This window comes from Vagococcus fluvialis (genome assembly GCF_048815235.1).
Taxonomy (GTDB): domain Bacteria; phylum Bacillota; class Bacilli; order Lactobacillales; family Vagococcaceae; genus Vagococcus.
Window position 1 is genome coordinate 47,894 of record NZ_JBMEAO010000012.1, and the last position, 16,798, is coordinate 64,691.

Sequence of the window (16,798 nt, forward strand, 5' to 3'; positions counted from 1 at the left end):
AGTTTGATTCACTTCTTATTTAACTATACCATGTTTAAACGCATAAATCGCTGCTTGTGTTCGATCATCTACGTCTAATTTAGATAAAATATTTGAAACGTGGGTTTTAACTGTTTTTAAAGTAATAAACAGTTCATCAGCAATTTCTTGATTACTTTTCCCTTCAGAAATAAGTAACAAAATTTCTTTTTCTCGATTTGTTAAATCTTCATGTAACACATGTTCCTTAGCTTTGGATAATTTTTCCATCATTTTGCTAGTCACTTCAGGTTCTAATACCTTTTCACCTTGATGAGCAGAGCGAATGGCATTTGCAATATCTTTTGCTGATGACGTCTTTAATAAATACCCAGCTGCACCAGCTTCAATAGCCGGATAAACTTTTTCATCGTCAATAAAACTTGTCACAATGATGATACGTGCTTCTGGCCACTCTGATAAGATTTTTTTCGTAGATTCAATGCCATCCATTGTATCCATTACTAAATCCATTAAGATAACATCTGGTCTTAAATCTAATGCCTTTTCGTATCCTTCTAAACCATTTTCTGCTTCACCAACTACTTCAATATCTGGTTGAATCATTAAATATGACGAAACTCCCATTCTGACCATTTCATGATCATCTACTAACAACGTTTTAATCATTCGCTTCACTCTCCTCAATTACAGGTACTTTTATCTCTATACTAGTTCCTTGACCAATAAAACTAACAATTCGGCACGTACCACCCATACTAGCTGCTCGTTCCTTCATGTTATTAAGTCCATAACTTCCAACTTTTTTTTCACTCATATCGAAGCCTTTACCATCATCTACAACTCTAAGTAAAACAGACTTGTCAATTTGTTTTAAATAAACTTCTAGTGAATTAGCTTTTGCATGTCTCAAAGTATTTGATAATAATTCTTGAACAATTCTAAATAAATTATCCTCTATTGAACTTGCGAGTTTGACATCTTCAACATCCCAAATCAACTCAATGTTTATTTTGGTTTGTAACTCATTCAACAACATCTCTATACCTTGTTTCAATGATTTAGACTCTAAGTTAATAGGACGTAAATGCAATAATAAGGCTCTCATTTCAGATTGAGAGGTATTGATAATATTAGTTATCATTTGAACTTGCTTTTCAACTACCTCAGGAACATCTAACTCTGATACGCCTTCATTTAAAGCTGAGAGCATCATCGTTGCAGCAAACAATTGTTGGCTGACAGAGTCGTGTAGCTCTCTTGCTAAACGTTGTCTTTCTTCTTTTATTAACTCTTCCTTGGATTCACCATCCACCATTTTAGGCGCACTATTTAAAGCCTGTAATTCTTTAGACATATTAATCATTTTATCACGAACCGTATTAATATCACCATCTAAATCCGTTAACAGACTTTCATCCATATTGACATCTAAAGTTCTTTTTAATGCCTCGTGCTCATAATTACCTATGGCAAGTAATTGCATCTTTTCTTCTATTTTAGAATACGTTCTTCTATTATAAAAATAAAGTAAGCCCATCACAATGCCACTAACACCAAAAGAAATAACTATGATGTAAACTAAAAAAGGGACTCTAAACATTCTAGTATTAATTAATTCTAACATCCATTTATGCTGATTTTTTGCATAAAAATAAGTATATAAGGTTAGGGTTAAAACCATAAAAGTCATTAAGAAAGTGTAAAAAAACGTGAGTGGTCGACCAATTTTAGACATCATACACGAATCACCTCAAGGTCTCCCAATAGCGTATTCGTTACAATTTTTAACTTTCTAGCAGCTTCATCGTAATCCTTACTATATAATTTGATTGATTCATTTTTTAATTGAAAATGTTCTTGTTCAAAACTCGCTTCACCAATCATTGCTGAATGTTCCAGCATAATGCCAATTCCTGTTGGTACGATAATACGTGTTTTGCCAAATCCTTTGCGAACAATTACAACATTATCTTCTTTTGGTAATAATGTATTTCCTAAATCGATAATAGTGTCTCCTGAAATAATAGCCATATTAATATCGTTCCATTCATATGTATCATTTCCAAAACGTTGATTGCCAATCCAAGAACGTTTAAAACGGCGTCCAGACTTAGGCTCACTTGCAATAGTTTTAACCATTTTCATTTGTTTTTTTCTCCAGGGAGCATTATCGAACAATTCAATCCCCGAAACCTCTACTCCTTTTAAACCAATAAAAAGGACTGCTAAAACAATCATGATCCAAACAACTGGTGTGCTAAGTAAACATAAGGCAATTACAAACAAACTAGCAAACTTTTGAAAGTGATTAAATGATGTTTTATGAACTTTCTTCATTGAATAAACAAAATTGATAATAGCAAATACCATAAATAACAAGACAGGCACATTACCCAATAACAGATAAGCTGCCCATACTAATAAAAGTGTTTCTGTAACAATAAAAAATCTCCATGAGCTTTCCATAAAAATTGCTCCTTTTCTATTACAATATTAACTATAGTATACCTATAACTAATGAATTAATAAAAGCACAAAAGAACGAAAATCAACTCAGACTTTAGTCCTAGTTTGAAAAGAAAAAGTTATGCTATCTCAAGCATAACTTTTCTGTTTTATGAAATTTTAGTAATACGAACTTCCATATCTCCACCTGGAGTACTAATAGTAACTGTATCATTTAATTTATTACCAATTAACGCTTTTGCAATTGGTGAGTCGTTAGAAATTTTACCAGAAAATGGATCCGCTTCTGCACTCCCTACAATAGTGTACTCTTCTTCTTCACCATCAGGCAATTCGATAAAAGTCACTGTACGACCGATTGATACTTCATCTTTTGACACATTGTTATTATCAATGATTTGAGCAAAACGAATCATGTTTTCTAACGTTGTAATTCGTCCTTCGACAAATGCTTGCTCATCTTTTGCAGATTCATACTCAGAGTTCTCTGATAAATCTCCAAAACTACGAGCTATCTTTATACGTTCAACGATTTCTTTACGCTTAACTGTTTTTAACTCTTCTAATTCTTGCTCTAATTTTTCTTTACCTTCTAAAGTCATTGGATATACTTTTTCCATAATTGACGCACGTCTCCTTAAAACAATACTAAGTTATTTGACAAATGAATAGCTTTTCCAAAACGTATTGGAAAAGCTTTCACTTTCAATATAACAAACAGATTACCACGTTAGAGATTAAAAGTAAATACAAATTATTTATTTTTAATCAACGTTTTTTTAATTTATGTTAGTTTTTCTCATCAATGTATATTCTTTTTAGCTCTAAATGCTCTTCGTAAGTTGCAGCATAGTACACTTTACCTGTTGAAACATCTGCTAAGAAATAAATATAATCATTCGGTGTTGGATTCATAACCGCATCAATAGCTTCTTGACTTGGGTTATTAAACGGTCCAGGACCTGTTCCTTTATTGATATACAAGTTATACGGAGAATCTACTTGAGTATCCTTATTAGAAAGATGAACTTTATGCTCATCCATTGCATAAAGAATAGAAATATCTGATTGGATTGGCATATCAATCTCTAATCGATTGAAAAACACCTGTGCAATCTGACGTCGATCTTCTTCAGATACACCTTCTTTTTCAACCAATGAAGCTAAGCTTAATACTTGTTGAACTGTCAGTTTTTTCTCTTCAATCGCATCATAATAAGGAGTCATTACTTCATCCATCTTACTAATCATCTGCTCAACAACATCTTTTAAGCCTTTGTCTTCATAATAATTATAAGTTGCAGGATACAAGTAACCTTCTAATTTATATCTAACATCTTTTGCTTCTTTAGCACTTGATAACAGTTTCGGATATTTTTCTACCATTTGATTAAAGAATTCTTCATCATTCATCAATGCTAGAAAATCATCTTTCTTAACCCCTGCATTTTTTTCAAATAAATCAGCAACTTGATCAATTGAATAACCTTCAACAATCGTTATCTTACCATCTGCCAAGGCTTCTGGTTCAGCTGTTCCACCTGCTTGAAGATTTTTACTAATCTCGTCTAGTGTCATATTAGGTGCCATTTGGTAATAACCTGCTTGAAAATCTGTTAAGTTATTCATTTTGACATAATAAGAGAATACTAAACCACTTTTAATAATTTTTTCTTTCTCTAATACTTGACCAATTTGTTTACTTGAACTACCGATTGGGATGTTAACTTGAACTAACTTGTCATCTTTAGGGTTTAAAGGTTTCAAACTAGATTTAAAGAAACTATAAAATGAAAAACCTGCAATTGTAATAGTTAGTACTAAAGCGACTGAAATAATAATAACTATTTTTTTCACCATGTTATTCTCTTTTTTTCGAGTATTATATTTTGGTGTGTTCTCTCGTCTTCTATTTCGAGAAATAGGCTCTTCAATGTCAACACTCTCGTCTACATTGTTATCTAGCTCGGCTTCATTCTGTGGTTCTTCATGAAGTGAGTTTAAAACATATTCTTTAAAATCCTTACCTGATTTGGGACTTTCATCTTTTTGGTTGAATTCGTCATCGTGATTACTCAAAAAGGGTGCCCTCCTTAACATCTTTTTTTAAATTTGCTTCTATCATTATACATGATTCTTTAGAAATTCCAAATAAGTTTTGCTATTCTTTTAATCTTTATTAAATTGTTTATAGAACTTCTACTACCACTACTAATAACAATCTTCTTGAATAAACTTCCTTTTTTATAACAAATAAGGTACACTTACATTGAAAAATATTTCAAAAGGAGAATGTATATGACTTCATTACCAAGCTGCCCTAACTGTGAATCAGTTTATACTTACGAAGATAGAGGTCTTTTTGTTTGCCCAGAATGTGCTCACGAATGGTCAGAAAACAGTGATGCGAATGAAACTGACGCATTTATTGTAAAAGATTCTAATGGGAACATTTTACAAGATGGTGATAGTGTAACTGTCATTAAGGACTTAAAAGTAAAAGGCGCTAGTAATCCTGTTAAACAAGGTACTAAAGTTAAAAATATTCGATTAGTTGATAGCGATCATAATATCGATTGTAAAATTGATGGTTTTGGCCCAATGAAACTAAAATCAGAGTTTGTAAAAAAACTTTAATACCCGTAATACAAAACAACAGAGGTTGACAATTAGTCTACCTCTGTTGTTTTGTATTACTCTTAGAGCCACCTACCAGGATTGAACTGGTGACCTTTTGCTTACCATGCAAACGCTCTACCTACTGAGCTAAGGCGGCTTAACAAATAATAGGATACCTGTTCTAATCAAATAAGTCAACACCCTTAAAATCAGATTTCACATTAATATTTTTAAGTTTATTATATTTTTTCTTCCTATATTAAAGCGTTAGTTAGTATATGGATTTAATTAACTCTAATTCAGTAAAAAACAGCCTTTTTACTTCTTACACACACTTCTCTTGACGCATGTCTTAAATAAAAACAAAAGCAACCGAGAGTATCATATTTAACAATATTAAAATACTATTAGGCACTATCAAAAAATGCGTTCGGTTATTGAATTTATCGTCTATTTATTGTAATGTTATAAGTACACGAATGACTGGAGATCGATAACAAATGAAAATTAGAATCATTGGTTATGCTGGAAGTGGTAAAACTTCATTAACTATTAAATTACAAGAAACCTATCAACTTCAAGGGATTTCTCTTGATGATTTTCTTAAATTAAAGGATAAAAACCAACGCATGACTTCATTAAATAACCGGCTAAATCAATTAGATTCATGGATTGTAGAAGGTGTTCAAGTTAGTCCTTGGACTACTAAAAGTTTCCATGACGCTGACCTTATCGTAGTTTTAGACTATCCTATCTACGTAACTCAGTATCGAGTTTTTAAAAGAACCTGTAAACAAGTCTTAGACCCAAAACGTAATTTTAAACAAAAACAAAAAACAATTAAACGAATGTTTAAACTCTTTAAGTGGAATACTATGTTCAGAAAAAGATTACCTAAAATAAAAGGTAATTTGTACAACCAACACTCAAAAGTTATGATACTAGAATCTCCACAAAGCGAAATTCGTTTACACCAGTTTATAAAAAAACAACAACGAATTGAAAAATACAAAAAAGAAAGGAGAAATACCATCTAGAAATGGATACTAGTCATTTCTAAATGGTATTTTTTCAATTAATTTTCTTAAAACGATACATTAAAGACTCAAAATCCCGATTTACAAATTTTAGATGAAACCCAAGAGTCATTAATTCATCAGCTCCAAAAATTTGATTAGTCTCCAGATTAGAATATAAGGAATTATCCTCTAAATCACATAATTTTAAGTCATGAAATAAAGGATGACCTTCTGCTAGATTAGAAAAAGCAAAAACGATTATTTCATCTTTCTTACGTGATAAGAACATCCATGCTGTTTGATTGCCTTCGAAAGGGCTTTTCAAGCGATAAAATTTTCCATATTGAATAATATGCCTAATTTCCTTATAGGTTACTATTTGCTCTTTTATTTTTTCTTTTTCTTCTTGAGATAGCTCAGTTAAATTTAATTCGTACCCTAAAACACCACTCATCGCAACATTACCTCTCGTATTCAATGAAGTAGTTCTCCCTGTCTGATGATTTGGTATTTGAGAGACATGAGCTGTCATGCTCGATATAGGATAAGCAATAGAAGTTCCATATTGAATTTTCAATCTCTCCATTGCATCTGTATTATCACTGGTCCAAGACTGCGGCATATAGTGTAGAAATCCAACATCAAACCTTCCACCACCACCTGAACACCCTTCCCATAACACATTAGGATATTATTCAGTGATTAATCTTTCTAAAAGTTCATACACACCTAACATGTATCTGTGACTGGCTTCTCCTTGTCTATTTGCTGGTAAAGATCTAGAGAAAACATCTGACAAGTGGCGATTCATATCCCATTTAATATAGTCAATTTCAACTTGATCAAGAAGTTGTTTGATTTGATTGTAAATGGTTTCTCTTACCTCACTTCTTCCCATATCCAGTACAAATTGATCTCTAGAAGGATGCGGTTCTTTATCTGGATCCCTTAATAAATAATCAGGATGGTTAACATATAAATCCGATTCCATTGAAATCATTTCTGGTTCAAACCAAAGGCCAAACTGCATCCCTTGGCTATGAACATAATCCGAAAATTTTCTTAAACCATTTGGTAGCTTAGTTTGATTTACATACCAATCTCCTAAAGAGGTAGAATCATTGTTTCTTTTACCAAACCAACCATCATCAAGAACAAACATTTCAATTCCTAATTCTTTTGCTTCATTGACAATAGTTTTTAAGCTACTTTCATTAAATTCAAAATAAGTGGCTTCCCAATTATTAATAACAATCGGTCTCTCCTTAAGATAATCCTTTCCTCTAGCTACTCGTTCTCGTAAAAATTGATGGTTTATTTGACTTAAGCCATTCAAACCTTGGTCAGAAAAAGTGATAATTACTTCTGGTGTCTGAAATTCCTCTTCAGGATTAAGTTCCCAAGAAAAATTGGTCTGATTTATACCTACAACTAATCTAGTTTGATTCAATTGATCTTTTTCTACTTCAAAACTATGATTACCTGAATAAACAAAATGAAAGCCATAAACATTACCAGAGAATTCAGTTGTTGTATTAGACATTAATGCAATGAACGGATTCATTTGATGACTAGATGTTCCTCTTCTACTTTCAAAAATTTTTATCCCTTTCCTTAGTTGTTCTCTTTGAACTTGTCTCTCTCTTACGTGTCCCCCAGGTAAAGAAAGTACATCAAATTCTTCGTTAAAAAAGTCAAGCTGCATAGAAGATATTTTGTTTACCTTAATGACAGACCTACTTTTATTTTTAACTAAAGTTGATCGTGTAATAACAGCCTCATCCCTATAAATTGTGTAAATCAAATCCACTTCTACTAAACTTATTTTATCCTCTAGTGTAACAATCAATGTTTCTGATTCTGATTTATGATGAACATATGAACTTGGCAATCCCTTTAATTTTAATTTACCATCCATCACTCGATGTGATTTATACACAAAATCACTAATATTCGAACCATTCTCATATATGAATTCACTTGCAAACACTCTATAATCATTTGTCCCTAGTGAACTAAATTCCTGTAACAAAGAGTCTTTGGAATAGCCTCTATCCATTGAATTTGGTTGACTCCCATAAAAACCTCTTGGTAAACGTGGATATTTTTTATTTCCATGATACATATTTATTTTTTTACCAAAATAAATATGGGATAAAATAGCTCCTTCTTCAATTTCCATAATATAGGATAATTGACTGTTAGATAGATGGAAATACTTTTGTTTTTCATCAAAATATATCAGTGATTTCATTTTAGCCCCTCCAATTTCTAGATATCGCTATCTTATATGAAATCTATTCTCTAAACCATAGATATATGACTGTAATTTATGTTAATATGTCTACAATACATATTGACATAAAAAGGAGATAAAATGACCAATTCATTGATTTACCAACAAATAAATACTGACATTCATTTCTACGGTAAAGAAAAATGTCTACCTAACTACTCTTTTAAAGGAAACAATATTAGAGAACATAATATTATTCATTTTATAACAGAAGGATGTGGCACTTTTCATTTGGCAGGTAAAGAAAGTGTAGAACTGAAAAAAGGTGATGTTTTTTTAATTCCTAAAGGTGTACCTTGTTTTTATCAAGCAGACTCTCTTAATCCATGGACTTACTTTTGGATAGGTTTCTCTGGTATTAACTCTAGTGAAGCTTTTTCACGTTCTCTCCTTGAAGAGGCTGGTTTTTTATCTCTTACAAAAGCAAGTCCATTTACTAATTCTCTAAAAACTCTTTTTAACTTATTAGATAGCATCGAAAAAAATCAAGACTTATTAATTGAATCAATCATGTATCAAATGTTCTACTATCTTTCTCAAGAATTTCCAAAAACAAAAGAAGAAAATAACTCTTTATCCAAAAATTTATTCAATGAAGCTTTATCATACATTAAAGAGAATTATCAAGAAGGTATCAACGTTACAGATGTTTCTGATTACTTAAATATTTCCCGTGGATACTTGTATGCTTTATTTAAAAAATACGGTAAAATCAGTCCTAATGAGTATATTTTTTTAATCAGAATGGAAAAAGCAAAACAATTACTCATCTACAGTAATCATTCCTTAAATAAAATCTCACTTATGATAGGCTACAGAGATTATTTTACGTTCTCCAAAGCTTTTAAAAAACAATTTGGGATTACACCTTCTGCATACAGAAAATAAAAACTCTCTATCTCGTTCATTTCATTTGAACGAGATAGAGAGTTTTTATTATTCTTCTATTTCATGATAATTAGTCATGTATTTTTCTCTAAATTCTTTTGGAGTTAAACCATTTAACTTACGAAACATTTTGAAAAAGTAAGTCGGGTTGTTGTAACCTACTTCATACCCTACTTCATTAATTGGTTTAGTTGTATTTAACAAACCGTACTGTGCTTTTTTTATCCGTGACTGATTGAGGTATTGAGAAAAACTTCTCTCTGTCTCTTTTCTAAATAATTGCCCTAAATATACAGGGTTCACATGTAATTTTTCAGCAACATTTTTTAAGGTTAGATCTTTTTGATAGTCAACTGAAATGACATCGATTGCTCCCTTCACTAATTCTGAATATCTTTTACCTACATCAGGATTTCCAAAAACCATATCTAAAATTTCAAGTAACCAGTCTTTAAGCTCTTCCATACTATCGCTACTATGAATCTTTTTAAGGGTCTGATCGTAAATTTCCTTATCTAAAGAAGGAAATTGTCGGTAGATATCAGTAAACAATAAAAATGTCACATGTCGCACATTCTCAGGAGGGTAACCAAATTTAGCCATTTGTTGATAGACATGATGAAGTTCCTCTTGAATCGTCGGCATATCCCCAATAATTAATGCCTTATTAAATGATAAAAAGTGCAGAGTCGTTTCGGCTCCTTCTGTTTCGCTTAAATTTAGTACCATTTGAGAGGCTTTTTCTGGTCCATAAAAGGATTGAAACTGAGCTAACTTTTTAGCTTTTTCATAACTTTCATAAACATTTTCCCATTCTGAAACAGATTCACCTAAAATAATTCTAAATTGTTTCCCTTTTAACATCTCTTCTAAACCTCTAATAAATAAAGTTAGATCTGTTCTAGATCCTTGATAGATAATAACAGTTTGACAGTCTTTAGAACTCTTAGTTTCAACTGTAAAAAATTGTTTATATTTCTTTGAGTAATTTTTCAAACTCGTCCAAGTCTCTATCTGATTAACGATGACAACCGAATATTCGTCTGATTCCGTTACATCTAACTCTTTTAATAGATGTCTAAACTCATCCTCATTCATTTCATCATTCAGCCACTTTTGAATCATACTTCCTTGATACATCTCACGTTGCGAATCAACAAGTTTTCTTTCGTCTAATTCATTTTTTATCAACGACACTTTTTCAGCAAGTTCTTCTTTATTGACTGGCTTAACTAAATAACCTTTAACACCTAACTCCATACCTTGTTTCACATATTCAAACTCTTGATAGCCTGACAAAATTAACACCGCTAAGTCAGGTTGAATATCTTTAGACATTTTAACTAAGTCAATGCCACTCATTTTAGGCATTGTCACATCTGTAATTAATAAATCTATTTCATTTTCTTTTAAATAATCAACAGCTTCCATTGCTCTTTTAGCTGTTTTAACAATTTCAAATCCCAACTCTTTCCAAGGAATGATTTGTTTTAATCCTTCTAAAATCATGTACTCATCATCAACTAACATAGCTTTATACATGAAAATCTCCTACCTCTCAATCTTAATCACTATCGTAACACCTTTATCTTCTTCAGATTCAATCCACATCTCTGAATTCTCTCCAAAAAATCCTTTAATACGCTGATAGACGTTTACTAACCCAATAGAATCTTGTAATACATCATTTTTATCATGTAGTTTTTGGTTAACTTCTCTCAAACGTGTCTCGTCCATTCCCAAACCATTATCAATAATTTGAATTTCAATAAATTTGTTCTTATCAAAAGCTTTCACACTAATCGCATTATCTTGTCTTTCATAATCAATTCCGTGTACAAAATAATTCTCAATTAATGGTTGAATAATAAATTTAGGAATAATAAATTTATCTAATCCTTCATCAACTTTAAAATGATAGGCAATACTATCAGGATAACGCATTTGATAGAGATAGACATATTTCTCGCAAAAATCAAGTTCCTCTTTTAGAGTAGTTGTTTTACTTTGAGTAATATTATTTCGTAGTAAAGCTGAAAAAGCATAGACAACTTCTGCTAGCTCATCTTGTTGCTTACTAATAGCTGACATGCGAATGTATTCTAATGTATTATATAAAAAATGAGGATTGATTTGCGACTGTAAGGCTCTCATATGCGCGTCTCGTTGTTTAACCTCTAAAGTATAAATATCATCTATGTATTGATTTAAATTAATCACCATTTGATTAATGGCTTCAGCTAAGTCTTCTAATTCAAGCTCCATCGTTGATGTATCCACTTGTGCTTCTAGGTTTCCTTGACTAACTTGATTAGTGACATGCACAATCTGAGCCATTTGATTAGAATATTTCTTAAACACTTTATTTAAGAAGACTAACAAGAAAATCATGACACTAAAACCTATTAAAAATATAGGTAGAATTTGTAGTAAAGTTATCCATCTTACTTCTTTTTTATCTAACAGTGTCACTAAAGTTAAATCTTTCACTGAGGTATCTCTAACTAAGTAACGATTATTCAAATCAGCTTCTGTAACATACGCTCTTTCATCAATTTGCTTATAAAGAATTTCTAAGTCTGCATCAGGAATATGTTGGCCATTACTAAAAATAACATCCCCATGAGAATTAAAAATAAACTGACTAACTGATCTTCTATCTTCTTGTTTTTCATTAAAAAAAGACGTTAAACTTTCTTCTGTAAATGTGATATAAACAGCACCTTTAATAGCTGAACTTCCAGGGTCTCTAATAGATCTAACCAGTGTTAAATCACTATTAGGTTTATAATAAGGCATAGGAATTTTTTTCCCCATGACACTTAATTTATCCCCATGTAAATAGTTATCTTCTTCATCAAAAACGATATCAATTGATTTCACATCCGGGTAATTAGAGAATATGGTACGCATGATATATGGAAAATAAGTGCTAACCTCTGTTTCTTCTCCTAAATTAATCATGTATTCAAAATAGTCTTGTTGATCCATTGTTAGAAAATTATACATATTTTCATAATGAGAAGCTGTTCCTGCAATTTCCCCCACAACACTAGTTATGACATCCCTATCCTTACTTTTCAAACTTGTGGTAGTTTCAGCAGTAATATTATCAATTCTCTTTGCTGCATCAATTGAATTGGTTCTAATCACAAATAAACTTAACCCTAACATGATAACCATAATGACTATCACGAGGATTAAGCTATATAATTGCATTAATTGATTAATTAAAAATCCTTTATTAAAAAAATTAAACCATTTCTTCTTCACTAAATCCCAACTTTTCATTAACGACATCTCTTATTTTTTTCGTTGCAATAACACTCCAAATAATAAGTAAGCTAATAGTAGCAAATAAGATTAAACCTTTCATTTGCCAAGTAACAGCTATAATGACAACTGCACCCAATAATAACTTCCAAAATGTACCAAAACCAAAAAATACGCTAATACAAGCTAGTTTAATCACTTGTAAAAATGGCATTTCATAGTTTGTCTCATATGAAATAACATATTGATAAGCTACATAAATAAATAATATCGCAGAAATAAGAATAAAGTCAATAATTAACCACGTTAATCCAACTAATTGGACAGATATATATAAATTATAAGCTAACAACGCAAAGACACCAAAGAACAATAAAAACTGACCATTGCTACGGATAAAGTGGCTTTTCCATAACTCAAAAGCACGCTTAAATGTGATCTCTTTATAATCAAATTTTGACTCCTGAAATAAATCACTCACCATTTGAATCGAGGGGCCTATCCCTAGAATGTAACCTCCCATTAAGCTGAACAAATGAAAAAATAAATTTAATTTCATAATCAGCCAGATTGTTTTGAATCCTTTTTCTAATCCTGTTCCTAGCATCTTTATTCCCTCTTTCATTTATTCTCAGTTTATTATACGATATTAATCGTTTCTTTTTAATAAAAAGATTGAGACTTAATAAAGTCTCAATCTTTAAGATAAGTTTATTTTGATTCTTTTAAGAACTCATCTAATTGAGTTTGCATTTCTTCTTGAACTTTATTCCAACCAGCTTTTTCTAAATCTTTAACCATTTTTGGTACGTATTCTTCTGGATCTACTGAACCAGTGTTTAAGCTGTCTTTGTAACGACTCATAACGTTTGAAATATTAGTTACTTCAGTTTTAACGTTGTCTGTTTTAAAGTTAAATCCTAATGTAGGAGAAGAAATTGAGTTAGCGATGTTTTCATCACGCTCTTTAACTAACTCATCAGATAAAGTATCTTGTGTGTAAAGAAGCATGTTATTACCAGTGTTCCAAGCAGCCATATGCATGTTTGGTTGGTAACCATCTAATAACTTGATTTTGTTGTCGCCAGCTTTTTCCCAAGCTTCGCCTTCAATACCCCATACTAAACCGTTTAATAATTCTGGATCACTGTTTAATAATCCTAATAATTCAACTGATTTTTCTTTGTTTTTAGAAACATTAGCAACAACAAAGTTAGCCATTTGAGCTTGAGCTGTTGTTCTATATGGTTTAGTAATTGCTTTTGAAACAATTTCTTGTCCAGCAGCATTTGTTAATACAGTATCACCATAATCTAATGGTCCTTGTGTTTCTTCACGAACAAACCAAGTATTTCCTTCTAATGGGAAACCTGTTGTGTTTGTTGCAGCATCAGTTGGAATTAATCCAGCTTCATACCATTTTCTCATTACTTTTAAGTTATCCATTAACTCTTTATCTTCATATTGGTTAATGATTTTTGGACTGTCAGTTTCATCTAATTTAATAGCAAAAGGTAAATCTTTTCCTAATGGATAGTCATAGTTACCTGAAACTTTAAAACCTTGTCCAATTGCAAAAGCAGCGATATTTGGTTCTTTTTTATGGAATTCTGTTAAGACTTTCTCAGCGTCAGCATAAGACTCGATTCCTTCAATATCTAAATTATATTTATCTAAATATTGTTTGTTAAAAGTTAACATTTGTTGAGAATAAATATTCGCGTTCACTGGGAAAGCATATAATTTATTGTCTACTGTGTTACCTTTGATGTAATCTTCATCTAATTGTTCATAAGCTTCTTTGGCATACTTAGGAGCTAATTCAGTTATATCAGCGTAAGCACCTTTTTGTGCATTAGCTACATAGTTAGATGCAAAAGCAATATCGTAGTTCTCACCTGAAGCGATGATTGTACTCATTTTTTGATCCCAGTCACCCCAACCAATGTATTGTAAATCAACTTCAGCATTAATTTCTTCTTTAATACGTTTGTTTGCGATTTCCATTAATTGATCGTAATTTTCTGGTTTATCACCAATTTGATACATTAAAAGTGTTGTTGTATCATCTTTGCTTCCTGATTTATCAGATTTACCTTCTTTACTTGCACCGTTACCACATGCTGCTAAACCTGCTAATAAAAGCGCAGCTCCTGCTAGTGTTGCTACTTTTTTAAAGCTTTTCACAATTATTCCCCCTATATTTTCTTTTATTCTTTCACGCCACCAATAGTTAATCCACCAACAAAATATTTTTGGAAGAATGGATAGCTTAACGCGATTGGTAGAGTTGAAACCACAACAATTGCCATTCTGGCTGATTCACTTGGTAATGCTGCTAAACCTCCAGCAATTTGAGACCCCATTCCAGAGTTCTTAGCCAAGAAATCTAAGTTATTTTGAATCTTCATTAATAAGTATTGTAACGGCACTAAGTTATCATTTTGAACGTAAAGTAGTGCGTTGAACCAATCATTCCAGTAACCTAATGCTGCAAACAAACTAATTGTTGCAATACCAGGAACCGCTAAAGGTAATACAATTTTCATGAAGATTCTCATTTCGCCAGCTCCATCAATACGAGCTGATTCAATGATACTATCTGGTACTGTCTTTAAGAAGAAAGTACGCATAACCAAAATGTTGAATGGCCCTAAAGCCATCGGTAAAATTAATGCCCAAATCGTATCTTTTAATTGTAGCATGTTTGTCATAACAATATAGTTAGCTACCATACCTGGAGAAAATAACATTGTTATTAAAGCAAACATCGTAAAGAATTTTCTAAATGGAAAATTCGAACGAGAAATTGCATACGCATAAAGTGATGTTAATGACGCATTAATCAATGTACCAAAAACTGTTACAAAAATAGTGACCCCAAATGCCCTAAATATTTTCTCAGACATTTGACCTGCAAAGATATACTCATAAGCAGCAAAGGACCATTCTTGCGGGAAGAAGCTATATCCGTGTTCTGCTAAAGAGGTTTCGCTTGTTAAAGAAATAATAATAACAAAAATAAATGGTATTAAACAAGAAATTGCAAAAAGAGCAATCAAAATGTTAAAAAATAAATCTACTTTTGGACTAAAAGCTCGAACCTCTACTCTAGCTACTTTTTTTCTACTCATTTGTCACACTCCTACTAGAATAATGATGAATCTGGATCCATCTTACGAACGACCATATTAGCACCAATTAATAGAATACATCCAACTAATGATTGATATAAACCAGCTGCTGCTGTCATACCTAAGTCACCTGTTGTAGTTAATCCATTATAGATGTAAGTATCTAACACACTTGTTACTTCGTATAATGCACCTGATTGTCTAGGGACATTATAGAACATACCAAAGTCAGCTTTGAAGATTCCTCCAATGTTTAGTATTAATAAAATACTCATCATCGGTAATAACTGAGGTATCGTTACATTTTTAATTTGCTGCCATTTACTTGCTCCATCCACCATAGCTGCTTCGTAGTATGTTGGGTCAATCCCCATAACTGAAGCATAGTAGATAATACTATTGTAACCAAGAGACTTCCAAACGTTTAATACCACAAAAATAAGTGGCCACCATGTTGGATCTGTATACCATTGAACTGCTAACCCACCATTTTGTGTTAACCATTGATTAAGAATCCCTTTATCAGGACTTAAGAAGGCGTATACAAAGTATGAAATAACAACCCATGATAAGAAGTATGGTAATAATGACATCGTATTATAGACTTTAACTAATTTTTTATTACGTAATTCACTCATTACAATGGCAAATGCTACTGCAAAAAATAAGTTAAAAGCTAAAAAGACAACGTTATAAAGAATGGTATTTCTTGTTATTAACCAAGCGTCACTCGAAGCAAATAAGAATTTAAAGTTATCTAACCCTACCCAAGGACTTTGAGTTAAACTAGCAATAAATCCATCTGGAGAAATTTTAAAATCTTTAAATGCCACCACGTTTGCAAGTACTGGAATATAAAAAAAGAAAATAAACCAAATGAACCCTGGTATTGCCATTAAAATCAAAGCTCTAAAGCGATAAACATCTGCCCAGAATCCTTTTTTCTTTTGTTTCACTATTTTTTCCCTCCCCTCATTGACATCCAAATTATAACGCTTTCTTTTTAATTAAATAAGAAACAAACTATAGATGTTCCGTAACAAACTATAGATAGTTGTTTTTTTATTATAGACATATATATCTTACAAGCAAAAACAACTGATTGAAAACACAAAAAAAAG

Annotated in this window: 14 protein-coding genes, 1 tRNA gene and 1 pseudogene; 3 read left to right on the forward strand and 13 right to left on the reverse strand. The window is 31.6% G+C overall.

Features of this window, described 5'->3' with window-relative positions; translation table 11 throughout:
- Nucleotides 1-15 precede the first annotated feature (15 nt).
- The 5 genes from ACODH8_RS08970 to mltG form a co-directional block, all read right to left on the reverse strand.
- A complete protein-coding gene (locus ACODH8_RS08970) occupies nucleotides 16-648 on the reverse strand; it encodes a response regulator transcription factor (RefSeq protein WP_332465857.1) in 633 nt (210 codons plus the stop codon).
- Nucleotides 641-1,720 carry a sensor histidine kinase gene (locus ACODH8_RS08975; protein WP_332465858.1) on the reverse strand — a complete coding sequence of 360 codons (1,080 nt, stop codon included), beginning with the start codon at nucleotides 1,718-1,720 and terminating at the stop codon, nucleotides 641-643. Before ACODH8_RS08975 ends, ACODH8_RS08970 begins: the two co-directional genes overlap by 8 nt.
- A complete protein-coding gene (gene liaF / locus ACODH8_RS08980) occupies nucleotides 1,717-2,448 on the reverse strand; it encodes a cell wall-active antibiotics response protein LiaF (protein ID WP_332465859.1) in 732 nt (243 codons plus the stop codon). Before liaF ends, ACODH8_RS08975 begins: the two co-directional genes overlap by 4 nt.
- A gap of 149 nt (nucleotides 2,449-2,597) precedes the next feature.
- Nucleotides 2,598-3,071: a transcription elongation factor GreA gene (greA, locus tag ACODH8_RS08985; protein WP_332465915.1), complete on the reverse strand. Its 474-nt coding sequence runs from the start codon at nucleotides 3,069-3,071 to the stop codon at nucleotides 2,598-2,600.
- 166 nt (nucleotides 3,072-3,237) lie between these two features.
- Nucleotides 3,238-4,383: an endolytic transglycosylase MltG gene (gene mltG, locus ACODH8_RS08990; RefSeq protein WP_420517682.1), complete on the reverse strand. Its 1,146-nt coding sequence runs from the start codon at nucleotides 4,381-4,383 to the stop codon at nucleotides 3,238-3,240.
- A 363-nt stretch (nucleotides 4,384-4,746) separates the two neighbouring features.
- Between mltG and ACODH8_RS08995 the strand changes: the two genes are divergently transcribed.
- Entirely contained in the window at nucleotides 4,747-5,085 is a 339-nt protein-coding gene (locus tag ACODH8_RS08995; RefSeq protein WP_332465861.1) for a zinc ribbon domain-containing protein YjdM, read from the forward strand.
- A 66-nt stretch (nucleotides 5,086-5,151) separates the two neighbouring features.
- Here ACODH8_RS08995 and ACODH8_RS09000 read toward each other — a convergent pair.
- Nucleotides 5,152-5,224, reverse strand: a tRNA-Thr gene (locus ACODH8_RS09000).
- A 343-nt stretch (nucleotides 5,225-5,567) separates the two neighbouring features.
- Between ACODH8_RS09000 and ACODH8_RS09005 the strand changes: the two genes are divergently transcribed.
- Nucleotides 5,568-6,104, forward strand: coding sequence for a hypothetical protein (locus ACODH8_RS09005; protein WP_332465862.1), 537 nt, complete (start codon nucleotides 5,568-5,570; stop codon nucleotides 6,102-6,104).
- A 34-nt stretch (nucleotides 6,105-6,138) separates the two neighbouring features.
- Here ACODH8_RS09005 and ACODH8_RS09010 read toward each other — a convergent pair.
- Nucleotides 6,139-8,340: pseudogene (locus ACODH8_RS09010) on the reverse strand (alpha-galactosidase).
- Nucleotides 8,341-8,463: 123 nt separating this feature from the next.
- Between ACODH8_RS09010 and ACODH8_RS09015 the strand changes: the two are divergent.
- Entirely contained in the window at nucleotides 8,464-9,270 is an 807-nt protein-coding gene (locus tag ACODH8_RS09015) for an AraC family transcriptional regulator (protein ID WP_332465864.1), read from the forward strand.
- A gap of 48 nt (nucleotides 9,271-9,318) precedes the next feature.
- Here ACODH8_RS09015 and ACODH8_RS09020 read toward each other — a convergent pair whose 3' ends face one another.
- From ACODH8_RS09020 to ACODH8_RS09045, 6 genes are all read right to left on the reverse strand, one after another.
- Nucleotides 9,319-10,812, reverse strand: a complete 1,494-nt coding sequence (locus tag ACODH8_RS09020) for a response regulator transcription factor (protein ID WP_332465865.1) — start codon at nucleotides 10,810-10,812, stop codon at nucleotides 9,319-9,321.
- 9 nt (nucleotides 10,813-10,821) lie between these two features.
- Entirely contained in the window at nucleotides 10,822-12,561 is a 1,740-nt protein-coding gene (locus ACODH8_RS09025; protein ID WP_332465866.1) for a sensor histidine kinase, read from the reverse strand.
- Nucleotides 12,524-13,150: a YesL family protein gene (locus tag ACODH8_RS09030; protein WP_332465867.1), complete on the reverse strand. Its 627-nt coding sequence runs from the start codon at nucleotides 13,148-13,150 to the stop codon at nucleotides 12,524-12,526. The genes ACODH8_RS09025 and ACODH8_RS09030 overlap by 38 nt, the downstream gene beginning before the upstream one ends.
- A 104-nt stretch (nucleotides 13,151-13,254) precedes the next feature.
- A complete protein-coding gene (locus ACODH8_RS09035) occupies nucleotides 13,255-14,730 on the reverse strand; it encodes an ABC transporter substrate-binding protein (RefSeq protein WP_332465868.1) in 1,476 nt (491 codons plus the stop codon).
- A gap of 23 nt (nucleotides 14,731-14,753) precedes the next feature.
- Nucleotides 14,754-15,677, reverse strand: coding sequence for a carbohydrate ABC transporter permease (locus ACODH8_RS09040; protein ID WP_332465869.1), 924 nt, complete (start codon nucleotides 15,675-15,677; stop codon nucleotides 14,754-14,756).
- Between the two features lie 14 nt (nucleotides 15,678-15,691).
- Nucleotides 15,692-16,573: an ABC transporter permease gene (locus ACODH8_RS09045; RefSeq protein WP_420517683.1), complete on the reverse strand. Its 882-nt coding sequence runs from the start codon at nucleotides 16,571-16,573 to the stop codon at nucleotides 15,692-15,694.
- Between the last annotated feature and the right edge of the window lie 225 nt (nucleotides 16,574-16,798).